At 70.8% G+C, this 25,867-nt stretch carries 18 protein-coding genes (1 of these 18 running past the window's edge); 6 read left to right on the plus strand and 12 right to left on the minus strand.

The features are described from left to right. Window positions 1–32: 32 nt before the first annotated feature. From AC6JA9_RS00800 to AC6JA9_RS00850, 11 genes are all read right to left on the minus strand, one after another. The gene (locus AC6JA9_RS00800) at window positions 33–719 is read right to left on the minus strand and encodes a lysophospholipid acyltransferase family protein (protein ID WP_223749521.1); all 687 of its coding nucleotides are present in this window, start codon (window positions 717–719) and stop codon (window positions 33–35) included. 110 nt (window positions 720–829) lie between these two features. Continuing rightward, window positions 830–4,378 carry an AAA family ATPase gene (locus AC6JA9_RS00805; protein WP_497958941.1) on the minus strand — a complete coding sequence of 1,183 codons (3,549 nt, stop codon included), beginning with the start codon at window positions 4,376–4,378 and terminating at the stop codon, window positions 830–832. Further along, window positions 4,375–5,628, minus strand: a complete 1,254-nt coding sequence (locus tag AC6JA9_RS00810; protein WP_497958942.1) for a metallophosphoesterase family protein — start codon at window positions 5,626–5,628, stop codon at window positions 4,375–4,377. Before AC6JA9_RS00810 ends, AC6JA9_RS00805 begins: the two co-directional genes overlap by 4 nt. Before the next feature lie 89 nt (window positions 5,629–5,717). Next, the gene (locus AC6JA9_RS00815) at window positions 5,718–8,975 is read right to left on the minus strand and encodes a carboxypeptidase regulatory-like domain-containing protein (RefSeq protein WP_497958943.1); all 3,258 of its coding nucleotides are present in this window, start codon (window positions 8,973–8,975) and stop codon (window positions 5,718–5,720) included. A 75-nt stretch (window positions 8,976–9,050) separates the two neighbouring features. Then, the gene (locus AC6JA9_RS00820; RefSeq protein WP_497958944.1) at window positions 9,051–11,402 is read right to left on the minus strand and encodes a carboxypeptidase regulatory-like domain-containing protein; all 2,352 of its coding nucleotides are present in this window, start codon (window positions 11,400–11,402) and stop codon (window positions 9,051–9,053) included. A 465-nt stretch (window positions 11,403–11,867) separates the two neighbouring features. Then, window positions 11,868–15,104, minus strand: a complete 3,237-nt coding sequence (locus AC6JA9_RS00825) for a carboxypeptidase regulatory-like domain-containing protein (protein WP_497958945.1) — start codon at window positions 15,102–15,104, stop codon at window positions 11,868–11,870. Between the two features lie 66 nt (window positions 15,105–15,170). Further along, complete coding sequence (locus AC6JA9_RS00830) at window positions 15,171–15,392, minus strand: hypothetical protein (protein WP_223749358.1); 222 nt, start codon at window positions 15,390–15,392, stop codon at window positions 15,171–15,173. A 136-nt stretch (window positions 15,393–15,528) separates the two neighbouring features. After that, on the minus strand, window positions 15,529–16,398 hold the full coding sequence (locus AC6JA9_RS00835; protein ID WP_483579301.1) for an SAM-dependent methyltransferase: 870 nt from the start codon (window positions 16,396–16,398) through the stop codon (window positions 15,529–15,531). After that, complete coding sequence (locus tag AC6JA9_RS00840) at window positions 16,395–17,132, minus strand: hypothetical protein (protein ID WP_223749356.1); 738 nt, start codon at window positions 17,130–17,132, stop codon at window positions 16,395–16,397. The genes AC6JA9_RS00835 and AC6JA9_RS00840 overlap by 4 nt, the downstream gene beginning before the upstream one ends. Continuing rightward, window positions 17,129–18,481 carry a sensor histidine kinase gene (locus tag AC6JA9_RS00845; RefSeq protein ID WP_223749355.1) on the minus strand — a complete coding sequence of 451 codons (1,353 nt, stop codon included), beginning with the start codon at window positions 18,479–18,481 and terminating at the stop codon, window positions 17,129–17,131. The genes AC6JA9_RS00840 and AC6JA9_RS00845 overlap by 4 nt, the downstream gene beginning before the upstream one ends. Continuing rightward, complete coding sequence (locus AC6JA9_RS00850) at window positions 18,478–18,795, minus strand: hypothetical protein (RefSeq protein ID WP_223784297.1); 318 nt, start codon at window positions 18,793–18,795, stop codon at window positions 18,478–18,480. Before AC6JA9_RS00850 ends, AC6JA9_RS00845 begins: the two co-directional genes overlap by 4 nt. A gap of 505 nt (window positions 18,796–19,300) precedes the next feature. Here AC6JA9_RS00850 and AC6JA9_RS00855 point away from each other — a divergent pair. The 3 genes from AC6JA9_RS00855 to AC6JA9_RS00865 all read left to right on the plus strand — a co-directional run bounded on the left by AC6JA9_RS00855 (window position 19,301) and on the right by AC6JA9_RS00865 (window position 22,092). Next, window positions 19,301–20,200 (plus strand): halocarboxylic acid dehydrogenase DehI family protein, encoded by a 900-nt coding sequence (locus tag AC6JA9_RS00855; RefSeq protein ID WP_223749353.1) that lies wholly within the window; start codon window positions 19,301–19,303, stop codon window positions 20,198–20,200. 260 nt (window positions 20,201–20,460) lie between these two features. Then, window positions 20,461–21,363: an alpha/beta fold hydrolase gene (locus tag AC6JA9_RS00860; RefSeq protein ID WP_223784299.1), complete on the plus strand. Its 903-nt coding sequence runs from the start codon at window positions 20,461–20,463 to the stop codon at window positions 21,361–21,363. Window positions 21,364–21,429: 66 nt separating this feature from the next. Further along, window positions 21,430–22,092 carry a hypothetical protein gene (locus AC6JA9_RS00865; RefSeq protein ID WP_483579303.1) on the plus strand — a complete coding sequence of 221 codons (663 nt, stop codon included), beginning with the start codon at window positions 21,430–21,432 and terminating at the stop codon, window positions 22,090–22,092. Here AC6JA9_RS00865 and AC6JA9_RS00870 read toward each other — a convergent pair. Beyond that, window positions 22,071–22,784, minus strand: coding sequence for a DNA methyltransferase (locus AC6JA9_RS00870; RefSeq protein ID WP_223749350.1), 714 nt, complete (start codon window positions 22,782–22,784; stop codon window positions 22,071–22,073). The genes AC6JA9_RS00865 and AC6JA9_RS00870 overlap by 22 nt on opposite strands. 152 nt (window positions 22,785–22,936) lie before the next feature. Between AC6JA9_RS00870 and AC6JA9_RS00875 the strand changes: the two genes are divergently transcribed. The 3 genes from AC6JA9_RS00875 to AC6JA9_RS00885 form a co-directional block, all read left to right on the plus strand. Next, window positions 22,937–23,722 (plus strand): alpha/beta fold hydrolase, encoded by a 786-nt coding sequence (locus AC6JA9_RS00875; RefSeq protein ID WP_223749349.1) that lies wholly within the window; start codon window positions 22,937–22,939, stop codon window positions 23,720–23,722. Between the two features lie 25 nt (window positions 23,723–23,747). Then, window positions 23,748–24,188, plus strand: coding sequence for a hypothetical protein (locus AC6JA9_RS00880; protein ID WP_141332580.1), 441 nt, complete (start codon window positions 23,748–23,750; stop codon window positions 24,186–24,188). Between the two features lie 243 nt (window positions 24,189–24,431). Continuing rightward, window positions 24,432–25,867, plus strand: partial view of a right-handed parallel beta-helix repeat-containing protein gene (locus AC6JA9_RS00885; RefSeq protein ID WP_483579304.1) — the 5' portion only. The gene runs 1,171 nt beyond the window's last position; 1,436 of the gene's 2,607 nt are visible here — the first part of the coding sequence; its start codon is at window positions 24,432–24,434; its stop codon lies off the right edge, out of view.

Here is a 25,867-nt window from a genome sequence, read left to right on the forward strand (position 1 = left end):
AGCAGGGCTTCCGGCAGGAAGTCGCCAGGGGCTCAGGCGCGGGTGGAGAGCGCTTCCAGGCGGGCCTTCTCGGCGACGATGAGGTCGCGGACGTGGTCACGCAGCGCGGCGACGTCCTGGAAGCCCGAGGGGTCCACCGGAGGCATCACCTGCACGTGGCAGTGCGCGGAGGTCTCCAGCACCAGGCCGTGCTTGGGAAGGGTGCGCGCGGTGCCGGTGAGGACGATGGGGATGATGGGGCACTGCGTCTTGAGGGCGAGCGCGAAGGCGCCGTCCTTGAAGGGCTTGAGCTGGCCGTCCTCGGAGCGCGTGCCCTCGGGGAACATGAGGATGGGGACGCCGCGCGCGAGCCACGCCTCGGACTGGGCCAGCATCTTCAGGATGCTCGCCTTGTCGCCACGCACCAGCGGCACGTAGCGGTTGAGGTGCATGTTCCAGCCGATGAGGGGCAGCTTGAAGTTGGCGGCCTTGGAGACCCACTTGAAGGGGCGGTACAGGCCGAAGAGCACCAGGATGTCGCCGAGCGACTCGTGGTTGGACACGAGCACCGCGGCGCCCTTCCACGGCAGGTGCTCGCGGCCGTCCACCTTCAGGTGCCACAGCGGATTCACGTAGAAGTAGAGCTGCGCCCAGAAGCACGAATACAGGTGCAGCACGAGCCCGTTCCGGTCGAAGGGCGTGGTGAGCGCCCACACCACGACGGCCCCGAGGAAGAGCAGCAGGCTGGAGATTCCGAGGAACGTCCAGAAGACGATGGAGAACAGGAGTCGAATGGCGCGCAGTGTGCCACAGGCTCGCGAGGGGGAAAGCAGGGAGTTGGGCGCGCCCGTCATCCCGCTCTGCGCGTGGTGGAGGCTTCGTGGGCCTCGAGCACGAGCAGGCGCGCGCCCTCGGCCTCGAAAAGGGCGCGCAGCCAGGGGTGACAGGTGAAGGCAATGACCTGTTGTTGCTCGGCGAGCCGGGCGAGCAGGTGGATGGCGCCTCGGGCCCGCGTGGGGTCGAAGTTCACCAGGATGTCATCCACGATGAGCGGCAGCGCCCCCCGGGTCTCCCCGAAGTCGCGGACCACGGCGAGCCGGAAGGCGAGGTAGAGCTGCTCACGGGTGCCGCGCGAGAGCTGGGCGGCGGGCCAGTCGCGCTGACCGTCGCTGACGCGCAGCTCGCGCTCGTCACCGGCGGGGATGAACACGCGGCGGTAGCGGCCCTCGGTGAGCAGCGCGAAGTGCTCGGAGGCGAGCTGCACCACGCGGGGCTGCTGCTCCTCCTCGAAGCGATGGCGGGCGCGGTTGAGCAGGGCGAGGGCCAGCTTGTCCTCGGCGTAGCGGGTGGCGAGCTCGGCGACCTTGGCGCGGAGGGTCTCCTCCTGGATGCGCAGGCGTGAGAGCAGGTCGTCGTTCTCCCACTGTTCGAGCTGGTTCTGCGTGGCGCCCTGCTCGGTGAGGACGTCCTTGAGCTTCGACTGTGCCTCCGAGTGACGCGAGCGCACCTGTTCCAGCGTGACGCGCAGCCCGTCCGCGCCGCCGAGGGAGCGGAGGGCCTCGCGGACCTGCGCGTCGGAGAGCCCGGTGCGCGCCTCGATGCGCTGGGCCAGCTCGCGGGTCTGCCGGACGAGCCCGGCGTGGCGGCGGGCCTGCACGGCCCGACGACGGAAGGTCTCCTCGTCACCACCGCCACCTTCGTGGAGCAGGGCGGCGAGGGCTGCGTCCTCGGACTGACAGAGTGTGTCGAGGCGCGCCTTCTCCTCGCGCAGCTCGCGACGACGCTCGTCCACGGCGCGCCGCTCGGTCTCGCGTTCACGGTCCGCGTCGAGGGCCGAGTTCACGCTCGCGACGAGTGCCTCCGTGGTCCTGGAGGAGAGGAGGTCCTCGTCGTGGAACGAAGCACCTTCGTCGAGCGCCGGAGGGACGCGAGCCCCGCGGAGGCCCGTCGTGCTGGACGCCGTGAGGGTCACGGGCGACGAGGCCTCGGTCGACGCATCGCGGTTCGGCGAGCCCGAAGCGTTTCGCAAGGACGTGTGTGAGTCCGCCGTCCTGGTGAAGTGAAGGGCGCCTTCGTGGGTCGGAGTTCCGTCTGGCGACGCCGGACCCGTCAGCGCGTGGGGGCGCTCCGTGCCGCTCGCGGCGAGTGCCACGGGCGTATTCAGGGACAAGGACCCGGTCGGCGCCTCGAGGCCCGACGAGACGGACCCCGCCTGGGTGCGCCCGGACGCGTTCGTGAACAGTCCCCTCGTCAGCTCATGGAGCCGCGTCACCACCGCCGCGCAGGTGTCCTCATCCGCGTTGACGGCGGCCTCCTCGGCGCTCACGTCCTGCCATCGCTGTCGGAGCGCGGAGGCCTCCCGCCACAGCGTCAGCGCCGCGGGCGCGGGCAATCCCGAGGGGAACTTCCGTGACGCCAGGCACACCGCGAGCTCGGCGTTCAGCGTCGCGAGCCGCCCCTCATGTCCACGCAGTGTCTCGCCCGCCTGTCGCTCATCACGCGAGGCCACATCATGGCTGGCGCGCAGCACGTCCCGCTCGCGCAGCAGCACCTCGCGCCGTCCCGCCTTCTCCAGCAGATCCGCCAGCATGCCCTCGCGCACGGTGATGTCCGCGAGCGTCGCCAGCGGCGCGAGCCCCGCTTCCATCGACGCCGTGAGCAGCTCCCGATGCAGCACCTCCTCGCGAGCCGCCAGTCCCGCGAGCGTCGCGCGGAGCCGCTCCTCCGTCTGCTGTCGCTCCCGCAGCCGCGCCGCCTGCGCCGCGCGCTCCACATCGCGAGCCGACTCCACGCGCCGCCGAGCCAGCTCCACCAGCCCCGTGAGCAGCAGCCCACCCGCGAGGCACATCGCCCCCGCCGCCGAGCCACCCATCAACCACGCGCCCACGGCCAGCGCCACCACGATGGCCGCGGCCGCCGGCACCCACCACACCGGAATCACCGCGACGTTCGGCGCCCCAGGCCCCACGCCGGAACTGCGAGAGCCCTCGAGCTGTCGCCGGGTCTCCTCCTTCTTCTCCCCCAGCCGCTCCAGCTCACCGCGCACATCGCGCATCCGACGTGAGCCCGCCTGCTGTTGCCGCACATGCGAGGGCCGCACATCCGGCAGCTCCGCGAGCTCCGCCTCCAACCGCGCGAGCACCCCATCCAACCGCTCCCGCTCGGAGCGAGCCCGCCCCCAGGCGGCGAACGACTCCCGCCGTCCCGTCTCCTCCGCCTCCAGTCGCGTCGACAGCGACTCCAGCCCCGCGCGAGCCCCCGCGCTCAAGTCGAGCCCCATCAACCCCACGCCATCGACGCCGAGCCCCAGCTCCTCCAGCGACATCTCCACCTGACGCCGCTTCACCCGCAGCGCCGCACGCCGGGCCGGCAGCGCGCGAATCCGCTCCGAGTGCTCCGCATACGAAGCCAGCGCCGAGCGCAGCGCCTCCTCCCGCCCCTGCACCGGCGAAGGCGTGGACAACCGCGTCAACTCCGCCTCGGTGGACGACAGCTTCTCCGCGAGCCGGGCCACCTCACCGCGATAGCTGCGACTGCGCTGGAGCGCATCCTCCAGCCGCGCCTCGCCACCCTCGGGGAAGGTCTCCAGGGACGGCAGGCCCTCCAGCTCCGCCCGGGCCTCCGCCAGCGCCGTGACTTCACTCAGCGCCGAGGACAGTCGCTCCAGCCGCTCCAGCTCACGCCCGTCCTCCAGGACCCGAGTCTCCAGCCCGAGCAGCTCTCCGCCCAGCGCCTCCAATCGCTCGCGCTTCGCGAAGTAGAGCGCGGGCCGGTTCCCCTGCTCGCGGAGCTGCTCCTGGACCTCCTCCAGCTCACGGAGCTTCACGTTCAGCTCGGGGTTCGTCCCGCTCGGCTTGTAGAGCCGCTCGGCGCTCTTGCTCAGCGCGGACATCGCCTCCGGCAGTCGCCGGGCCCCGCGCATGCTCGCGGCCACCAGCGCATCGGAGGCACCCCGAGCCTCCGTGAGCTGCTCGAAGCCCGCGAGCTCCTCCAGCCGGAAGGCGAAGACATCGAAGTACAGCTCCCGCGTGACATGTCCCCGCGCGTCCTTCAGGCGCTCCTCGGACACCGGCTCGCCATCGGCCCCGAGCACCGTCAGGCTCTCGGCCTTCCGTCCGCGAGGCGTCGCCATGCGCCGCACCGTCAACGGCCCCGTCGCCGTGAGGAGCCGCAGCTCACCGCCGAAGGGCGTGTCCTCCTCCGAGGGCGCATACCGCTCCGGATGCCCGCGCTTCTCGAAGCCGAACAGCATGGCGCGAAGGAAGGCGAGCAGCGTGCTCTTGCCGGCCTCGTTGGGCCCGTACATCAGGTGCAGCCCGGGGCCCAGCTCCAGCGACAGCTCGGAGAAGTGCCCGAAGCGTCGCACCCGCAGCGAGTCGATGCGCAAGCCTGGCTTCATGCCCCGTCCTCCTCGTGCAGCGCCTCGACGCCCAGCAGGCTCGCGCGCGACACCCACTCCTTGCGAGGCGTCTCCAGCACCTCCACGCCCAGGCGCTTCAGCTTCTGTCCCAGGCTGCCGAGCGCCTCCTCCTCCCACAGGCGTGTCAACGCACCCGGGTCCTCCTCCAGCGCGCGAGCCTCCTCCAACAGCGTCCGAGCGAAGCCGCCCTCCGCCGTGAGCGCATCCCAGTCCAGCTCGGGACGGCTCGAATCCCGCAGCGACTCCAGCAGCACCGGAGGATGTCCCGCCGCCAGCTTCGCGCGAAGCCCCTCCTCCAGCTGCGAGAGCGCCCCCGGACGCGCCAGCTCCCGGTGCAGCGGCCCGCGTCCCGTGAGCACCACGCGCACCGCGTGCCCGTCCAGCTCCTGGGTACATGCCGCGTCCACGGCCTCGCTCAGCGTACCCATCAACCCATCCAGCGTGGCCACGCCCGTGAGCGGCACCTCCACCCGATGCCAGCGCACCGTGTCCACGGGTACGAAGCGCCGCCGCGTCCCGCCGTCCTCCACCTCCACCAGCACGCAGCCGCGCTCACCGGTCTCCAGCACGTGCCGGCCCTGCGGATTGCCCGGGTACACCGCGAGCCCGCCGCCGGGGAGCGTCAGCTCGCCGCGCGTGTGCACGTGTCCCAGCGCCCAGTAGTCCAGCCCGCGCGAGCCCAGCCCCGCGGGAGTGCAGGGGGCGTAGTTCGCATGGCCCTCGGCGCCGCCCAGGTTCGCGTGCAGCAGGCCCACGCTGAAGCCCTCGCCGGTGCGACGGAAGCGCGAGGACAAATCATCACGCACCTCCACGTCGGGATACGAGACACCCTGCACGCGGCACAGCCGGCGGCCCTCGCGCCGCACCTCCGCCTCCTCCCAGTCCGGGCCGAAGACCTTCACCGAGGACGGCAGCCCGAGCGTCCCCGTGTCGCCGCTGAGCGGATCATGATTCCCGTGGACGATGAACGCCTCGATGCCCGCGACGTGCAGTCGCTCCAGCTCCCGGCGCAGGACGAGCCGCGCGCGCACGGAGCGGTCCTTCACCTCGAACAAGTCTCCGGCGAGCAGGAGGAAGGTGACGCGCTCGCGCAGGCACAAGTCGACGATGCGCGCCAGGGCGCGGAAGGTTGACTCCTGGAACCGGGTCAGCAGCGGGCCTTGAGCGGCGATGCCGCGGAAGGGAGTGTCCAGGTGCAGGTCGGCGGCGTGGACGAACTTGAAGTGCATGGCGGGCCCCGCACCGTACCTGAAGCACGGCGCGGCTCTCGTTTCCAGCCCGCAGGACGCACGCGCGATGTCCGACAGTCGCGAGGCGGCTACTCCTGGGTGACGTCGAGCCTCCGCCACGCGAGCTGTAGCGTGCGAGACATCGTGCCACTCGCGGGGATGTCCAGCTCCTCGGTGTGGTAGCGACCGAGCGCGTCGGGCGTGAGGAAGAAGACGGTGACCCTGCCCTGCGGGACATGGGCGAACACCACTTCGGTGTCCCCCACCTCGTAGGTGCCGGAGATGCCCTGGAACATGACCTGGCGGAGCGCGGCGGGGCTCGTGGGCGGAGGCACGCTGCCGGGCACCAGCGCCATGTCCACGCCTTGGTCCGTGGGCACGCTCAGCCGCACCGTGGCGCCGCCCGCTGCGGGCTTGAACTGCACGGACACTTCGCCGCTCGAGGGCACGTTCACCTGTTGTGGCAGGTAGGCCAGGGGACGGCTCTGCCGACCGCGAGGCTCCATCCGCAGCGTGTACTTCCCGGGGTTGAGCGCGCTCGCCTTCCCGGCGCCGTTCTCCAGGACGATGGCGCCCTCGGCGCCCGGGCCCTGATAGCTGACGAAGCCGTCGATCTTCTTCCCCTGCGCATCGCGCGCCGTCACGTTCAGCCGCGCGCCGGGGTCCATGCGCACCGTCACCGCGGTCTGCGTGGCGTTGATGGGGACGAGCTGCTCCCGGTAGCGCTCGTGCAGGAATAGCCGGAGCGTGAGGGGGCGGGCTTCCAGCTTGCCCAGGTCGAAGCGGCCGTCGCGGTCCGTGGTCTTCAGGACGAGCTGTCGCGGGAAGTCGCGGCCCTCGTCGCGCAGCTCGCTGTCGAGCGCCACCAGGACGTTCTCCGCGGGCTCGCCCGTCGTCGCGTCCAGCACGACGCCCGTGAGCGAGCGGCCCGCTTCGAGCCGGATGTCTCCCAGGTCGACGTCGGCAGACGCCTCGCCGCCTTGCACGGCGCGAGACACGGTGGGCAGCCCCTCCGCGCTGAAGACGAACTGGGTGCGCCCGGCCGTGGAGTGGTTGGGGAGCGAGAAGGTCCCGTCCTCGGACTCCAACTGCTCCGCGTTCACGCGGAAGCGGGGGATGGGCGCGCCGTCGGGTCCGAGGAGGCGACCTTTGACATGCGAGTGCCGCTTCATCACGAACCGGGCCTGCTGCGTGTCGGCCTGGATGAAGAGGTCCTCGGAGCCCGTCGCCGCCGGGCTGGAGGAGGGCGTGGAGCGCTCCGGCAGCAGGGTGTAGCCGTGCTTCGTGGCGGCGAGCCTGTACCCGGTGGCCTCCAGGTGTCGGAGCACCGCGCGTCCGTTCGCGTCCGTGCCGACGCCCGAGGCGAGCCGATGCATCTCCGAGTATTGCTCCTCGGAAGTGGGGACCAGCGGCTTGGCTTGCACCAGGGCCTTCTCCACGGGCTGTCCGGAGGTGTCGACGACGAGCACCTCCACGGAGCGCTCCTCGGGCAGTCGCATCGTCACCTTCGCCACGGCGCCGTCGCGCACCTCCACCTCGGCCTGGACCTTGCGGTCCACGCTGGGGGACGACCGCCTCGCGAAGATGCGGTAGCGCCCGGGGGCGATGCCCTGGCGACGGAAGACGCCCTGGTCATCCGTGCCCATCGTCTCCAGCGGTTCTTGGGCCTCATCGCCCGCGTCCACCCGCCCCAGGACCACATGGAAGCGCGGCATGGGTTGCCCTCGTGAGTCCGTCACGGTGCCTTCGACGGTGCCACCGGCGCTCAGCGTCAGGAGCACGTCCTTGGCGGGGGCGGGCGTCGACAGGTTGAATGGGACGAAGCGCTCGCTGAAGGTGAGCACCTTGTAGTCACCGGGCTCGGTGGCATCGAGCACGAAGGAGCCGTCCTCGGCCGAGAAGGTGCTCTCCTGGGGCTCGAAGTCCCCGGCGTGCTCGACGATGCGGTGCAGGTCGAGCTTGATGCCCGCGAGCGGACGTCCCGCGCCGTCGACGACGCGGCCGGTGACGGACGTGGCGCGCGTGAGGGTGAAGTCCTGGGAGCGCATGTTGGAGGTCATGACGCGCTCTTCGCCACGGAACATGTCCACGTAGCCGTCGGCCTCGATGGTGAAGTCCCAGCCTCCGGGGGCGACGGGCCCCGCGCGGTAGCGGCCGTCCGGGCCGGTGAGCGTCTCCATCTCCTCGACGCGTGAGCGGTCCGTGGAGCGGAGCTTCACGCGGGCCTTGGCCACGGGGGCGCCCTGGTCGTCAGTGACGCGTCCCTCGACACCGAGCGCCTCACCGAGGTTCAGTGTCACGGGGGACGAAGGCGTCTTGCCCAGCTCCACCAGGGCGCGTGCGTACTGGCCTTCGTGTTCGGCGGTGAGCCGGTAGTGACCGCTGCCGGGCTCGAAGGTGAAGCGGCCTTGCGCGTCCGTCTTCGCGCGCAGCGGCGGCCTGTCCTCCATGACCTTCTCGCGGGAGGCGAGCACCTCCACGTCCTTCACGGGAGCGCCATTCGAGAGGACTCGCCCGGTGAGCGTATGTCGACGGCTCAGGCGGATTTCGTGAGGCTCCTCGCGGAGCTGGAGCCAATCGAGTGTCGGACTCCAGTCCTGCTTCGCGGCGAGGACGACGTAGGAGTCGAAGGGAAGGGGGCCGAGCTTGAAGTGGCCCCGGGCATCGGTGGTCGTGTCGAAGAAGCGCGTGTTGCGCCAGCTGGCGAGCGTGATGGCGACGCCGGGCACGGGGGCGCTGTCCTCATCGAGGACGCGACCGGACATGAACAGCGGGTCGTCGAGCATCAGTGGGACGCCGCTGCTCCCGGCGGGTACCCCCATGCGAGTCCCCGCGCCCTGGGAGGAGAGCGCGAGCAGTGTCTGGGGGCCTTCGGGCAGACCCTCGAGGACGAAGGAGCCATCCTCGGAGGACAGCGTCTCCGCGTGCACGGGGGCCTCGCCCTGACGAGCGAGCAGCAGGGAGACGAGGATGCTCTCCGAGGCGGGCATGCAGTCGACGAGCATCCGGGTCGCCCAGGGCTCCGGGCTCAGCGCGTCGTGACGGGAGAGCAGCTCCTTGGGGCAGAGCGTCGCGGACAGCGTCTCACCGTCCTCGGGCCAGGACGCGGAGACACGCGCACCGGCGACGGGCTTGCCCGATGTGTCCAAGACGGTGCCGCGGAGGGTGAGCCCGGCACTGGAAGGGGGCAAGGGAGTGGACGTGCGAGGCAGCGCGTCGTGCGCGGCGCGAGCCTGCCCCGTGGGCGCGCGAGGAGGCGCCGAGGGCTCGCCGCTCCACGGCTGCCACACGAGGAGCACGAGGACTCCGATGACGAGGATGCTGCCCCCCACGAACCACCTGCGCATGTACGAGCTCCGGCTGCTGACGTCGACTCAGGATAGCAGCCGGAGCCCCACGGACCGTGTCAGGAGTGACGAGCCTCAGGGCGAGTCCAGCGAGGCGCTTTCCTGTGGAACCTCTTCCCGCGGAGAGGTGTCGCGCTCCGCAGTGACGGCGCTCATCCACACCGTGACTTCCTGCTGGGATGAATCCACCTGCGTCCGCTGCTCCTGGTGGGTGCCCTCAGGCACGCTCGAACGGAGTGTGAGCGGACGCAGGGGCACGCTGCTCAGGGTGAATCTTCCCTGCCAGTTGGAGGTTTCTTGGCGGCCCAGCTCGTGCTCGATGCCATCGCTGAGTCCCTCACCGTCGAGCCTCACCCTGACATAGGACAAGGGCTCGCCCGTGCGAGCATCGCGGACCACCCCTCGAAGCTCACGGCCCGCTTCCAGTCGAATCTCTCCCAGGTCGTCATCGGGGCCCTCTCGTCCGCCCTGTACGACTCGCACGACCTTGAGCATGCCCTCCGCATGGAAGACGAGGCGTTCGCGGGGCCCGTCGGGTTTTGGTACGCAGAACGAGCCGTCCGGTGAGGTCACCCACGTGTTGTCGACCTGGAACTTGCGCACGGGTGCGCCGTTGGGACCCACGAGCCGCCCTCGCACATGCGCGTATCGTTTCATCACCAGTCGCAGGTGCTTCACCTCCGCACCGACGAGGACTTCTCCCTGGTTGGAGATTTTTCCCGTGGAGTGCTCCGGCAGCAGTTCGTGACCCGCGAGGACCACGTTCACGTGATGGTCCGTGTCGCGGAGGCCCTGGAGCACGAAGCTCCCCTTCGCATCGGAGAGGACACTGGACGGCGCTCTGACGCCGTACCCTCGGGTGATGACATCCGCTTCGTTGTCCCAGGCTTGGATGGAGGCCCCCTGGATGGGACGGCCCGACGTGTCGACGATGCGCCCCTCCAACGCGTGCTCGGCGGGGAGCTGCAAGTCCACCTTCGAGATGGAGCCTTCGTGTACTTCCACGAGGGCCCAGACCATGCGCTCCACGCGGTGCGTGACCTGCTCTGCTTGCACGCGGTAGCGCCCCGAGGGGATTCCCCCGAGTGAGAACTGGCCCTGTGTATTGGTTTCCGGCGTGCTCGGGGATGCGGTGGCGCCGACTCCATTCTCTGGGGTGACGGAGACGGCGAAGCCCGAGAGCGGCAGCCCCCGAGAATCCGTGAGTGTCCCCTCCACCACGCCTCCGGCGTCCAAGGTGATACGGAGGTCCGTCATCGGAGCTCGGGCTGTCACGCTCGTCTTGAGGAAGCGGTGGCTTTGCGCGGTGACCTGGAACTCTCCGGGGGAGGAGACATCCAGCACGAACGAGCCATCCGGAGCCGTGCGGCCCGCATCATGCGGCTCGTGATCTGCGTCATCCAAGCGCTTCAGGTACAAGGCCACGTCGCCCACGGGCTGCCCTGCGGCGTCCACCACATGACCGGAGATGGAAGTCGCGCGCCTCAGGAAGAAGTCGTGCGTGCCCTGGTCCGAGGTCAAGATGCGCTCCACACCCATCATGTCGATGTGGCCCGGCGAATCGATGCTGAACATCCACTCCCCCGGCTCCACGGGGCCCACGCGATAGCGCCCCGCTTCGTTCGTCGTGGTCTCCAGGGTCCTCCATCGCAGCTCCCGTGACTGCAACCTCACGCGTGCACCCGCCACGGGGCCTTCCGAGCCGACGGCGAGCACCGAGCCCTCGACCTGGAGCGCATTGCCCAGTTTCAGCACCACCTCGGATGGGCGTGTCGTGTCCACGGTGACGCGCGTGAGCGCGGACCGCCCCTCACGCTCCGCGGTGACGAGGTACGGACCCGCGCTCACCTCGAGTTCGAAGTATCCACCTGAATCCGTGGTCACCCGGAAGGGCCGTGGCTCGGAGGTCGACGCCTCCGTCGGGACGGCGAGGACCTCCACCCCCTCCACGGAGACGTCGCCGGACACCACCCATCCGGAGAGCCTGTGTGAACGGTGCAGCCGCACCTCCAGCGGATCCGCTGGGGCTCGTATGTGCTGGAGCGTGGGACGCCAGCCCTCTTTCGAGGCGAGCAGGAGATAGGTGTCGTGTGGAATCGGCCCGAGCTTGAACTCACCCCGGACATCCGTGCGTGCGTCGAAGAAGCGCGTGTGTCGAGTGCTCACCACCGTGAGGGAGACTCCTGCCAGGGGCGCATCGCCCTCTCCCAGGACCTGCCCCTGGATGAAGGTCGGTGGTTCCAGCATCAGCTCCACGTCCTGGCTCCCCGCGGAGACGCCCGTGCGAGACACCGCGCCGTGCTCGGAGAGCGCGAGCAAGGCCTGGTGCCCCTCGGGAAGGTCCTCCAGGACGTAGGAGCCGTCCTCGGCGGAGCGCGTCTCGGCATGAACGGGGGCCTCACCCAGGCGCGCGAGCAGCAAGGACACCAACGTGTCCTCGGTCCGAGGCAGACACTCATCGAGGAGCCAGGGGGAAGTGGGCTCCTCGTCCAGGCGCGCCCACGACGGGACATCCCCTGGAGGACACGGAATCGTCGACAGCGTCTCACCTTGCTCGGGCCATGACGCGGAGACGCGAGCCCCCGCCACGGGCCTGCCCAGTCCATCCACCACGGTGCCTCGGATGGCCAGGCGGGTGCGCGGACGAGGCAGGGGCGGAGACCTGCGAGCAAGGCCCTCGAAAGAGGTCTCGCTCCGCTGCGCCACCTCTTCCCGCCGAGTCTCCGACGGCGCGTCCTCCCCCCACAGCACCCCAGCGAGGAGCACGAGCACCCCGGCGGTGATGCCTCCCACAATCCATCCACGCATGACGGGCTCCGGTGGTCCGACGTCCAGGCGTCAGGATTACGACCGGTGCCCCCGCGACTTCCTCACGACATCTTCATAACTTCCTCACGGCTGGCTCGCGGCGACCCCGAACGTCCGCCAGACGGGCCGCACCGAGTGAGACATCGTGCCGCTCGCGGGAACGTCCAGCACCTCCGCGTGGTACCGGTCGTCCTCGGGCCCCATGAGGAAGAGGGTCGTCTTCCCCGTGGGCACATGGGTGAAGGTGAAGACGTGCTCCGTGTCGTCCCCTCCAAGCTGCCCTTCCTGTCCCAGGCTCATCCACCGCTGGAGGTCCTCGGGACGCTCGGGCAGCGGCGGGGTGCCGTGGACCAATCGCAGGTACGTGTTCTCGTGGAAGGCGACGCGGACCGTCAGCGTGGAGCCCCCGGTCACGGGTTGGAGGAGCACGGACACCTCCCCACTGTCGGGGACCTCCACGGCTTGCGGCAGGTAGTTGAGGGCGCTGTCCTTCTTGCGCGCCCCTTCCGCCTTCAGCAGGTAGCGACCCGGCGTGAGCCCTCCCATCTCCATGCGGCCCTTGTCCAGGGTCGCCCAGTCCGAAAATCCCTCGGGCCCCTGGACGGTGACGGTTCCGTCGAGCGGCGCACCTCGGAGGTCCACCGCCTTCGTGAGCAGGCGCGCGCCGGGCTGCAGCCGCACCGTCACCTCCTGCTGCGAGGCCTCCACCGTCACGCGCTCCTCGCGGTAGTTTCCGCGCTGGCTCACGAGGAGCGTGAGCGTCCCCGTGGTGACGGGCCCCAGCGCGAAGCGCCCCGCTTCGTCCGTCAGGCTGTGGATGGCGGTCCGCTCGTTGACGTGCACCTGCACGTTGGCGCGAGGCAGGGGCGCTCCCGTCCGTGCATCGACCACCACGCCCCGCAGCCTCCGTCCCGCCCCCAGCCGAATCTCCCCCAGGTCGACATCCGGCCCGTCCAAGCCGCCCTTCACGTCGCGCAGCACCGAGAGCAAGCCCTCCGCCTCGAAGGCGAAGGTGGTGATACCGGGACCCTCACGATTGGGCACCGAGAAGGTGCCATCCTCGGACGTCACCCGAATGGAATCGACGTTGAACTCGGTGACGGGTGCGCCCTCCGGCCCGACGACGCGTCCCCGTACGTGGGCATGTCGCTTCATCACCAGCCGCACCTGCTTCACGTCGGCAGGGGCGACGACCAGGCCGTCCTCGAGGAGCACCCCCGTGGATTGCTCCGGGCTCAGCGCGTAGGCCAGGTGCAGGGCGGTGAGCGAGTGCTTCTCCGGCCCCATCCCTCGAATCAGGAAGCGTCCGTCCGCGTCGGTCTCGACCCCGTTCGGTGGCCCATGGCGATGGCGCGGATGGACGAGCACCAGGCCGCCCTGGGGGTTCGGCGCGAGCGAGTGGGCCCGGACGAAGGCCCTGCGGATGGGAGCCCCCGCGCCATCGACGACGATGCCCTCCAGGTTGCGCTGCTCGGCGAGCCGCAGGTCCACCTTCGTCACCTCGCCCTGACGGACCTCCACCTCGGTGGAGACCTCCTGGTTCACGCCGTCCGTCACCTGCTGGGCCACGATGCGATAGCGCCCCGGAGGAACGCCCTTGCGCGAGAAGCGTCCCTCGGACGTCAGGCCCCGCGCGGTCAGTATCTCACCCGGCTCTTCGGTCTCCAGCGGAGCGACGTACACGGTGAACCCGGAGAGCGGCAGGCCCCGGGCATCGGACAGCGTCCCCTCCACTTCGCCACCGGCGCGCAACGTGACGAGCACATCCCGAGCGGGAGCCGTCATCTTCAATCGCTGGGTGACGAAGCGATAGGTCTGCGGGATGAGCTCGTACTCACCGGGGGCCGATGCATCCAACACGAACGCACCGTCTGGGTCGGTGAGCGCGGTCTCCTGCGTCACGTAGTCCACCGGGTCCTCGAGCCCGGCCTGCTCCAGGTTCAAGTGGATGCCCGCGATGGGATGGCCCGCTTCGTCCACCACGCGTCCGGAGATGGAGGCGGCGCGCTCCAGCGTGAAGTCATGACGGCTCGAACCCGGAGTCAGCTTGAGCTCCTGTCCATGGGGCAGGTCGATGTATCCGCGAGCCTCGACGAGAAAGTCCCACGGGCCCGGCTCCACGGGACCCAGTCGATAGCGTCCATCGGTGCCCGTGGTGGCCTTCAGCTCGCGATGGGGAAGCAGCTGGGAGGTCGCTGTCACGACAGCCCCTGCCACCGGTTCGCGTTGAGTCGCGCCGAAGACCGAGCCCTCGACATGGAAGGCCTCTCCCAGGTTCAACACCACCTCGGCAGGAGGCGTCTTCTCCACCGTCACGCGCGCGAGCGCATGGCGTCCGTCCCTCTCCGCGGTGAGCACATACACGCCCGGGTCCAGCTCGAACGCGAAGCGCCCCTCCGGGTCCGTGCGAAGCTTCTGTGGACGGTCCCCCTGCTCACGGACCGCGACCACCTCCACGTCCTTCGCGGGGGCGCCCGAGGACAGCACCCGACCGGTGAGCGCGCGTGGCCGCGACATCCGAATCTCCAGGTGCTTGTCCAGATAGAGCTGGTCGGCGAGCACGGGAGGCCAGCCCTCCTTCGTCGCGAGCACGACGTGGCTGTCCGCGGGGAGCGGTCCCAACTCGAAGCGTCCCTGCGCATCGGTGCTCGTATCGAAGAAGCGCGTGTGCTGGTGGCTCACCACCAGGATGGAGACCTCGGCCAGGGGCGCGCCGTCCTCGTCCACCACCTGCCCTGACACCCGCGGGCGATGCTCGACCAACAGCTCCACGTCCTCGCTCCCTGCGGGCACGCCGGGTCGCGAGGCCGCGCCCTGCTCGGAGAGCGCGAGCAGCGTCTGCGGTCCCGCGGGCAGTCCCTCCAACACGAAGGTGCCGTCCTCGGCGGAGACGGTCTCCGCATGGACGGAGGACTCGCCCTCGCGCGCCAGGAGCAGCGAGAGGACGGTGTCCCGGGTCCTCGGCAGACAGTCCGTGACGTTGTCCTGGCGCGTGGTCTCCACGAGGAGCTCCGGGTGGGCGCCACCCTCCCAGGGGCACGGCAGCGTGGACAGCGTCTGCCCGTCCTCGGGCCACGACGCGGAGACGCGAGCGCCCGACACGGGACGACCGAGCCGGTCCACCACGGTGCCGCGGATGGACAGGCCCGCGCTCGAGGGCGGCAGGGGCGGGGACGTCCGAACCCGCCTGGCGCGCTCGGAGCGGGTGCGCGACGCGGAGGCGCGCTCACGCGTGGGAGAGGACTCCTCGGCGCGCCACCGGCCCCAGGCGAGGAGCACCAACAAGACCGCGATGCACGCCCCCACAATCCACCCGCGCATGAAGACTCCGGCTGACCGACGTCGCGGCGTCAGGATAGCAGCCGGAGCCCTCTTGCGCGGAAGGCGCTACCGCATCTGGCCGCTGCCCGCGTCGGTGCCCTGCATCTGCTGGCCGTTGCCGTAGTTGCCGCTGCCGCCGGTGCCCTCCTGGTGCTGCAGGGCATCCCGGTTGCGACCCGAGCCGCCCATGGCTCCCGAGTTGTCCTCACGGCTGCGTTCCCGGCAGCCCGTCGCCATCAGCGTCGCCGCCACCGCCACCACCGTCATCCATCGCGTGAAGGTCTTCATTTCGTGCCTCCTTTCAGGCTCGCCCAAGGCTGGGGGCGCACCTGGCGGGGCGCACGATGGACGCGGACGCTCGGCCCCACGACCGCCCCGGACCCGGAGGCCGCCTGGGGTGTCTCCACGTCGCGAGAACCGTTGCTCAGTCCTCGCGACGCAGCACGAGCAGGCCGTACTCGAGTCCGCCATCCATCAACGCCTGCTGGAGCCGCAGGTGCTCGCGGCGCGACTCGCTCCGGGCGAGCACGCGCGAGGGCGGCTGTCCCGGTGTCGAGTAGCGCTCATGCGCGAGCAGCTCCAGCGTGAGCGACCAGAACCCCACCGCGCGCCCGGACACGTCGTCGCGCACCTCCAGCTCCAGCCCGGCCGCGTGCGCGGCGGACAGGTACTCATCCATGGCTCCGATGCGCGTGCGCCAGTACCGGTCGAACGGCGCGGCCAGCTCCGGTCGCCCCAGGAAGCAGTCCGCGATGGCCAGCACGCCGCCGGGACGCAAGAGCGCGCGCACCCGGCGGAACCACTCCGCGCGAGGCAGGTAGCTGCTGCTCTCCACCGCCACCACCGCGTCGAAACACGCGCGCCCCGGCACCGCCAGCGCGTCACAGTGCATCGGCTTCACCCGCGCGCCCACGCCCTCGATTTCGGCGAACGTGCGCACCAGCTCCACGTGCGAGGGCACGTTCGTCACCGCCGTCACCCACGCCCGATGCGCGGAGGCCCAGTACAGCGCGCCGCCGCCCAGGCCGCAGCCCACGTCCAGCACGTCGCCGCCGTCGGGGAAGCGCCCCACCGCGCGCGCCAGCTCCGCGAGCAGCGCCTCCTGGGACGCATGCACGCGCTCGCGCACCAGCGGCTCGGGCTCGCCGGGTGGGGGCACGTCATCCACCAGGCCCACGTGGAAGTGCACGCGCGGACCGGGGCCATAGCGGCGGAGGATTCGCTCGGTCTTCTCTTCGTAGTAGGCGGCCACGGCGTCGTGGCGGGCTTCGGACCGTGGGGGTTCGACCCTCATGGCTCCACCTCCGGAAGAATGGGTTCGATGCGTCGCAGCGCCGCGTCCAGGCAGCGCAGGTCCTGGGCGCGCAGCGACTCGGCGGCCTGTCGTGCCCACGTCACCACCGTGAGCCGGTCCTCCACGGGCATGGAGGTGAAGCGCGTGTCCTTGGAGCGGATGTCCTCGGCGACATGCGCCGCCACGCCCAGCGCGAGCCCCACCTGCACCGCGCGCTCCTCCAAGCGAGTGCCCGCCCACAGCACGCGCAGGTACGCGGCCCACTGCCTTCCCGCGATGCCCTCCGCCACGCGGCGGAACAGCGGCGCCGTCCACTCCCGCGCGCGCACCTCGAGCGCCTGGGGTCCCGCGGCGAGGGCCAGCATCCGCGCGCCCTCCTCCAGTGCATTCACGGGCACGCCGGCATGGGGCTCGGCGAGCGTGGCCCACGCCAGGTTCTGCAGGAGGAACTGCGCGCAGGGGCCCACGCGCAGCGGCTCGTCGTAGTAGGTGCAGTCGCCGTCGATGAGGTCATCGGCGAGGTTGCCCGCGCAGAAGCTGAGGAACAGGCCCACGCCGCGCGCGGTGAGCATGGAGCGCTCCAGGCCCGCCTCGGCGCCGGCCTCGTAGAACAGGGGGAGGGGACCGGGCTGCGCGGCCTCGAGCGCGGCGAGCACATCGCGCTCCGACGCGTCGGGCAGCTCCAGCCGCCGCAGCACCCGCAGGGCCTCCTGGTACAGGGCTCCTCCGCTCATCGGTACTCCCTGGGTAGGAACAGGCGCAGCAGGGCTCCGCCGTCGGGGGCATTGCGTCGGTGCAGCGTCCCGCCGCTGGCGCGCAGCAGGCACTCGCTGGTGTACAGGCCCAGGCCGGTGCCCTCGGGCTTGGACGTGTAGAGCTGCTCGGCGGGCACATCGAGCAGCGCGCTGGGGAAGCCCGGCCCGTCGTCGGCGATGACGACCTCCAGCCGTCCGCTGAGCGGCTCCACGCGGGCCTGGATGCTCACCCGGCTGGCGCCGCGCTTGCCGTCGCCTTCACACGCGTTGAGCACCAGGTTCTCCACCACGCGGCGGAGCGTCGTGGCGCCGCCGCGCATCATCGCGCGCAGGGGCTGGCCGGGCTCCACCGACAGCTGGATGTCCACGTCGGGGAAGCGCAGCCCCACGCTGGCGCGCACGCCCTCGAGCAGCGCAGGCAGCTCCACCGGCTCCGGCTCCGAGCCGACGTAGCGCCGGCCCTTGGCGCGAATCTCCGCGACCATCTCCCGAATCTGGCGGAGGCTCTCGTTGAGGGTCCTGAGCAGGTCCTCATGGTCGGCGCGGCCGTGGCCGCCGCGCTGGGTGCCCATGAACGACAGCATGTCCGCCGCGGTGGCCGCGGACATGAGGGCGCTGTCGAGCTCGTGGTGGTGACCGAGGATTTCCCCCAGCGCGCGCGACAGCCGGCCCACGTCCTGCTCCTGTTGCTCCAGGAGCTGGGCCTGCACGGCGGCGCGCAGACGCTCGGCCTCCGCGCGGGCGCGGTCGTGCTGCACGGCGAAGGTGCCCAGGTACAGCTCCGCGGTGAGGGCGGCGGGGCCGATGACGCCGAACAGGCCCAGGTGCTCGTCGCTGTCGCGCAGGGGCAGGGCCGCGAGCAGGGCCACGGTGGTGCCCAGCGCGAGGAAGGGCTGTCGGGGCGTCACGCGGTGGAGCCGGCCGTGGAACGCGGTGGTGAAGAGGAAGAGCGAGGCGATGACGGTGGCGCCCTGCAGCTCCGACATGGCCATCAGCGCGGCGAGGAAGAAGTGCAGGCTCGTCACGCCGAGCACCAGCCACACCCAACCCCACGTCTCGAGGTGGCTGCGTCGGCGGTGGACGGCGGAGAAGAGCAGGCCGCTGACGAGCATGGGGGCGGCGCACAGGAGGCCCTGCGCGAAGGGGATGCCGAAGGTGCGCTGGGCGCCGGGGGCCCACGCGACGACGGCGAGCACGGCGAGCACCACGGTGGTGAGCACCCACCAGGGGCCCACGCCGGCGGCGGCCAGCACCTCGCGAGGGTCCTGGGCGAGCGTCCAGCGGCGGAAGGCGGCCGTGACGGCGCCACCGGTGGGGCGAGGGCTCATACGGTGGTGGTCAGGGACGAGCCCGCCACTCGCTGGAGCAGGTTGACCTCGCGCGTGGCGTCCTCGACGCGCTGGCGCAGCTCGTGGACGAGCGAGGCGTGTCCGCGGCGCGTGACGCGCACCTCCACCTCGCCGCCGGCGAGCAGGTGATGCAGCGCCTCGAGGACGGGCTCGAGCGCGGGGTTGAGCCCCACCGCGCCGCCGGGTCCTTCCACGGCGCCGAGCTGTTGGATGCGCAGCAGGTAGTCGTTCACCGCGCTGGCGAGCGGCACGTCGACGCGCCGTGGTGCCCAGGTGTCGTGGTCTGCCTGCATGTCGCTCTCCCCCGGGCGCGTGGTGGCGTCCTCGCTGCGATGGTGGGACTGGGGCGGAAGGCGCCGCGGGTGGGGCGTCCGCCTGGGCCCGGTGCACGCGAAGGAGCACGGGGCCTCGCATCCGTCGCCGCGGGAAGCGGGGCGGAGGCGCACGTGGGGGCTGTTTCGATGAGGTCGCGCGAAGGCATGGAGACGCACGGGTCTCCGGTGGTGCGCGTCGACGGCTGTCGAGACCTCATGCTGGTTGCCCCCCGCGAACCAGTCAGGCGCGCGGCCATCCGGCGTCGCGCGACAGGCAGCAAAGCGAGCCGTCGCCGAGGGGTCAAACGAGGCCCGTCGGGAGTGTTCTGTAGTCCGCGAGGGCCCCACCCCGAGGGGCGGCGGTGTGACGAGGGGAGGACGGGTGGGTGGGCCTGGGGAGCGGGGACATCCGGGCGGCCGGGCGTGGGGTGGAGGTGTGCTGGGCGTCGAGCCATCCGCACCGTTGCCGGCGGGGGGTGTCGTCATGGCCAGGGTGAAGCAGGTGAGCGAGCAGGAGGCGCGGGGCGACGTCGAGCGCGTCTACCACGAGCTGCGCAGGACGATGCGGGTGACGGGGGTGGACGTGTCGTTGCGGACGTGGGCGGCCTGGCCGCGCTTCTTCGTGGCGATGTGGGAGGCGATGGGGCCGAACGTGGAGACGCGGGCCTTCGAGGAGTCGGCGTTGGAGCTGTGGCAGCAGACGCTCGACACGACGGTGGCGTGGGACGAGCTGGGGGCGTGGGAGGCGGCGAAGCTGGGGCCGAGCCAGCGCTTCCACGTGCGCGGCGTGCTGGAGCTCTACGAGACGATGCTGCCGAGGGTGACGTTGATGGTGGCGGCGGTGCGGCTCGCGTTGGAGGGGCAGCGGGTGGGGCGCGGGGAGTCGCCGGGAGTCGGTGAGCGGCTGGAGCGGGGCGCGCCCTCGCGGATGGCGGCGATGGAGTGGGTGGCGGAGAAGCCGACGGAGCCGGGAGTGAAGGCGGTGTTCGCGGACATCGTGAAGACGGTGGGCCCGCCGGGGGTGCCGGGGGAGTACCGGGCGCTGGCGTGCTGGCCGGGATACCTGGAAGCGGCGTGGCGTCGGCTGAAGCCTCGAATCGGGGACGCGTCGTACCAGCAGGCGGCGGAGGTGCTGCGTGAGTCCGCGAGGCGGCGAGCGCGAGAGCTGCCGTACGTGGTGACGCTGAGCCGCCAGCGGGTGATGGCGCTGGGCGAGGACGCGGACGCGGTGCTGAAGGTGACGGAGGCGCTGGAGCGACGAGGCACGGTGTTGCTGCTGAACCTCTCGCAGCTGGTGCAGGACGTGCCGGACATGCTGCGCCAGCCGATGCCGGGCGCCGCGAGGCTGGTGCCGGACTGGGTCGCGGCGGAGGAGCTGCGATGAACCTGCGCGGTGCGCGGCGGAGGTGGCGTCTCTTGCTGACACGCGCGGTGCCGCGGCGAGGGTCCACCCCTGCCTTCAGGAGACGCGGTGATGGCAGGGGCACTGGCCGCGCCGCCTGGTGACGCGGCGAGTGACGGACCCGGTGGTGGCGGAAGCACCGCGATGGGCTGTCGTGGTGCGAGGAAGGGATGGTCGTGCCTCTGGATGGCGCAAGCCGCGACGAGGTGCATGACGGAGCCGATGGCGACGGGGGAGCAGCGATGAACTGGCGCGAGTGGCAGGGGCGGCAAGAGGTGATGGAGTCGGGTGGCCACTTCGTGAGCTACGTGGACTGGGGCAAGGGGCCGCCGGTGGTGTTGCTGCACGGCATCCCGACGTGGAGCTATCTGTGGAGCGGGCTGGCGCGAGCGCTGGCCGCGTCGCACCGGGTGCTGGTTCCGGACCTGTTGGGGTACGGCTTCTCCGACCGGAGAGACAGGTTCGACCGCTCGGTGACGCGACAGGCGGAGGTGCTGGAGGCCTGGATGGAGCGCCTGGGCGTGGTGGACGCGGCGGTGGTGGGGCACGACGTGGGAGGCGGCGTGGCGCAGCAGCTCGCGGTGCGCTACCCGCGGCGCGTGAGTCGGCTGTGTTTGATGGACAGCGTCTGTTACGACGCGTGGCCGCTCGCCCTGATGTCGCAGCTCGGCACGCCGGGGATGGCGAGGAAGCTGTCACCCGAGCGGATGACGAAGCTGCTGCGATTGGGGCTGAAGAAGAAGGGCTTCGTGAAGGCGCAGTCAGCGGAGCTGCTGGAGGGACTGCTCGCGCCCTACACGACGGAGGTCGGCTGGGTCTCGCTGTCGCGCAACGCGGTGGCGCTGAACACGAACCAGACCCAGGAGCTGGCGCCGAAGCTGGGCCAGCTCGCGGTGCCGACGCTGGTGATGTGGGGCGCGGAGGATGGATTGCTGCCCGCGAAGTACGGCGAGCGCCTGGTCTGGGACATCCCGGGTGCGCGGTGGATGCAGGTGCCGGACGCGGGGCACTTCGTGATGTGGGACGCGCCGCACACGGTGGCGATGGAGCTCTTCCGTTTCATCGAGGGCGCCTCTCCGGTGAACCATGCCCAGGTGCGCACGGTGGCGGAGGAGCTCTGGGGCACGCAAGCGCCCGTGGCCTGAGTCGAAGCGGAGGGGCGAGTGTGTTGGTGCTCGCGCGCGGAGCGTGCACGCGCTAGAGGGCGCGGCATGCGTGACCGAATCCAGGCGGTGCTTCGCCAGTTGGCCCAGTCGTCCGAGCTCGAGGCTCGCTGGCTGCACACCCTGTCCCTGATGGAGTTCATCGGCGCGAGGAAGATTTCGCGCACGGTGGCGGACCGGCATCCGGCGTTGAGCGTGCTCGAGCACCTGGCGGACGAGACGCGCCACGCCTTCGCGTTCAAGCGCCTGTCCGTCGAGCTGGCGGGGACCGAAATCACCACGTTCCTGTGCCCTGAGGGCGCGGGCCGCTATTTCCAGGCGCTGGACCACGAGCTGGCGAAGTGGGCCACGTCGTACACGGGCGCGCCGGACGTGTACCTGCACTACCTGCTCACGACGACGGCCATCGAGCGTCGCGCGATGGTGCTCTATCCGCTCTACAAGGCGGCCACGCGCAGCCCGAGCGTGAAGGAGGAACTGGGGCGCGTCGTCACGGAGGAGCAGGGCCACCGGCGCACCATCGAGGACGCGTGCGTGGCCAAGCTCTCCGCGGTGGGCGCGTCACTGGACGACGCGCTGGCGCTGGAGGAGCGGTTGTTCGGGGCCTTCATCGAGGAGCTGGAGTCCGTGGTGGCGAGCGAGCTGTCCGCCCTGCCCGTGGCCCTGAGCGCCACTGGCGCACCTCGGACCTACTCCGAATCCGAGGCCTGAGCCGCCGCGTCGTCCTGGGTGAGCACGAGCTTCTGCTCGTGCCACCGCGCGCGCAGGTTCCGAGCCTTGCGCGCGCGCTTGCGACTGAGCTCCACGCCGATGGCCTCGAGGCCCATCGCGTTGGCCACGGCGAGCGCGGTGCCATGGCCACAGAAGGGGTCCACGACGGTGCGCGTGGGGGTGTGCTCGAGGATGAAGCGGCACGCGAGCTGACACGCCTCCACGCCCATGCCGCGGGTCCACGTGACCTCGCCCGCGTCGGGGAGCACATCGGCGGTGGACTTCCCCAGGTCGACGCGGATGCCGCGAGAGAAGCACAGCATGTGGGAGTACGCGGGCCGACCGAAGGTCACGGTGCCGGGGGCGCGGCGGCAGACGACCTTGTGCCAGAGCAGCCCCAGTCCCGACTCCTCGGCGGCGCGCGAGACGAGGTAACCCTTGTCGACCCAGAGCCCCTCGTCCTTCACATCGGTCTGGTAGAAGATGGCCACGCCGTCATCGGGCACGCGCGACATGACGAGCGCGGCCGCGCGGATGAACCACGCCTTCCACTCGGTGAGGGACAGCGTGGGGAACTCGGACGCATCCGGTAGCGAGGCCACCGCCGAGCAGCCCGTCAGGATGGGTTGCGCCGCGAGCCACGTGAGCGCGTCCTCGCAGTGCACCGTTCGCCCGGCCGTGGTGTGGAGCATCCCCTCTCGTTATCACTCCACGAGCCAACCTCACACGTACCGGCGGCGAATGCCTACATGGGAATCTTGAGCCGCTCCCGGGTGTCCTGACTTGCTTTCGCTCCCGTACATTAATTCAATGCCGCTTTATCCTTTTCGTCCGGAGAGACGACATGCCCACGATTTCCGCAACTGACGGGACTTCACTTCACTACCGAGTCATCGGTGACGGGCCGCGCACGGTGGTGTTGGTGCACGGGTGGATGGTGTCGGGTGCGGTGTGGGACGGGCTGGTGGAGCGGCTGGACCTGACGGGGTTGCGGCTGGTGATTCCGGACGCGCGAGGCACGGGGCAGTCGGGCAAGGCGGCCGGCGGCTACACGCTGGAGGGCCTGGCGAGGGATGTGCTGACGGTGGTGGACGCGGTGGGTGCGGAGCGCTTCACGGTGGTGGGGCACAGCATGGGTGGGCAGCTGGCGCAGTGGGTCGCGTCGGAGGTCCCCGCGCGGGTGGACGCGCTGCTGCTGCTCAACACGGTGCCGGCGTCGGGGTTGCCGCTGCCTCCGGACGCGGCGGGGCTGTTCCGCACGTCGGCGGGAGACCGCGAGAAGCAGAAGACCATCCTGGGGCTCGCGTGCAAGAAGCTGCTGCCGGAGCAGTTGGAGGTCTTGTTGAAGGACGCGGGCGCGGTGAGCGCGGCGTCGATTGAGGGCGCCTTCGATGCGTGGACGAAGGGTGGCATCCAGGAGCGGCTGGCGCGCATCGCGGCGCCGACGTTGGTGGTGTCCACGGATGACGCCTTCCTGCCGCCGGCCTTCTTGAGGGAGGCCGTGGTGGCGCCCATCCGGCGCGCGCGCATGGCCCACATTCCGGGCCCGGGTCACTATCCGCACGTGGAGCACCCCCAGGAGACCGCGGCGGTGTTGTCCGCCTTCCTGGCCGGCTCCGCGCCCGCCTGATTCCGGCTTCGAGGGAGGTATCACGATGGCCTGGAGCATGTCCTTCGACTACGACGCGCCGAACGATGTCGTGACGGCGAACTTCACGGACTGCGTCCTGGTGAATGAGGAGGATGTCCTGCGATGGCGGCGTGAGGTGGAGGTGCACCTCGCGCGCTACGCGGGCTCGGGCAAGGTGGACCTGCTCATCAACCTGGATGGGTTGGTGGTGAAGTTCACCGCGGGCCGGGTCTTCGGCAAGGAGCGCCGCGAAGTGCTCGAGCGCTACACACACCGCTCGTACCGCTTCGGTGGTGACGAGATGACGCGCATGTTCGTGCTCACCAGCGGCGCCATCAACGGCGCGGCGGTGAACCACTACCTGACGCGAGACGAGGCGCTCGCCGCGCTGAAGGCCGAGCGCGAGGCCTTGCGTCAGCGGGGCCCGTCTCCGTTCGGCGGTGGCTTCATCGGCGGCAAGGTCTGAAGCGCGAGGGCCCGCGCCCGGCGCATCACCTGTCGCACCTTCCTCCCAGCACCCATGGATGGACGCTGGGAGGACGCTCCCCATGGGATGTGTGTGTCATCGGCCTGACGAGGACCTGCCTCGTGGGGAGGTGTGGGGCAGGAGCCGGGCAGGCGGTCCTGGCGGGGAGCGTGGCCGGTTGCTTGGGAGGCCGCGTGCTTGTCGATATCGTGTGGCACCCGACATCGCTGAGAGGACGTCACCATGAACCGAGCGAACTCGATGCGCCTGGCCCTGCTCGCTGGCGCGCTGGTGCTGTCCGTGGGGTGCCATCTCGAGGAGCCCTTGGGGGTGAGCCCGGAGGCCACGGGCTCGCTGCGCGTGGTGACGGTGTTGCCGCGCTCGCTGCCATTGGACCAGGTGGCGAAGGTGGAGGTGACGGTGACGCCGACGCAGGGCGAGCCGGTCTCGACGGTCCTCGAGGGCGCGGGTGACTCCTGGGGCGGACTGATGAGGAGCCTGCCCCCGGGCCGCGTGGGCACGGTGAGGGCGCGGGTGCTGGACGCCGCGGACGGGGTGGTGGGAGAGGTGAGCGTGGCGGACGTGGAGCTGGAGAAGCACCGTCCCGCGCTGCTCGTGCTGGTTCCCCATCGGGTGAATCCCTCGTTGGGGAGCACGGCGCCCATCATCGATGCGGTGGTGGGCTCACGCGCCGCGGTGTCTCCGGGAGAGTCCATCCGGTTCCGGGTGGTGGCGCGGGGCGCGGAGCCCTCGGAGACGCTGACGTATGCGTGGGAGGCGGTGGAGGGACAGTTCGCCGACAAGGGTGTCTCGGATGCGGAGTGGACGGCGCCGCTGCGCCGCGGGCCGGATGCGTTGACCTTGAAGGTCATGGGGGCGCAGGGGGCGGTGTCCACGCTGCGGTTCTCCGTGGACGTGGCGCTCGGGGGTGGGTGGGGAGCTGCGCACGAGGCCTCGCTGGAGCGCGACCCGGTGGTGACGGAGCTGGGCGCCCGGCCGGGCTCCCAGGTGCGAGTGGGCACGCCGGTGGAGCTGGAGGTGACGGCGGTGGATGACGATGGGGACCTGCTCTCCTACGCGTGGACGTCCACCTGCGAGGGCGAGTTCGAGGACGCGACCTCACCGACGACGCGCTTCACGCCGATGGAGGCGCCCCAGGTCGCGTGTGACAATTGCCAGTTGAGCGTGAGGATTTCCGACAACGCGACGAGGGCCTCGCAGGTGCGCTCGTTGAATCTGTGCGTGACGAACCCCCAGCCGCCGACGCTCACGGAGGTGACGCAGTCCTCGGAGGACGCCTTCGCGGGGCAGTTGGTGCGGCTGTCCGCGTCCGCGACGGACCCGCAGGGGGAGCCGCTGACCTTCGCGTGGACGGCGAACACGGGGCTCCTGGGGAACATGGTGCGAGGGGCCGGAACGGGCTCGGCGGACTGGGTGATGCTGTCCTGCGCCCCGAGGGATGTGACGCCCACCATCACGCTGACCGTCACGAATGCCTCCGGGTTGAGTGTGACGCGAGTCCTGGTGGTGGAGTGGGAAGACCTGTGGTGTGACGAGCATGCGCCGTGTCCGGCGGTGTTGGGAGCCTCGACGGTGACGTTGACGGCGGACTGCACCACGGCGCAGACGGTGTGGATTCCGGACGGGTACACGCTCGACGGTGGCGGTCACGTGCTCAC

This window comes from Myxococcus sp. MH1 (assembly GCF_059738865.1).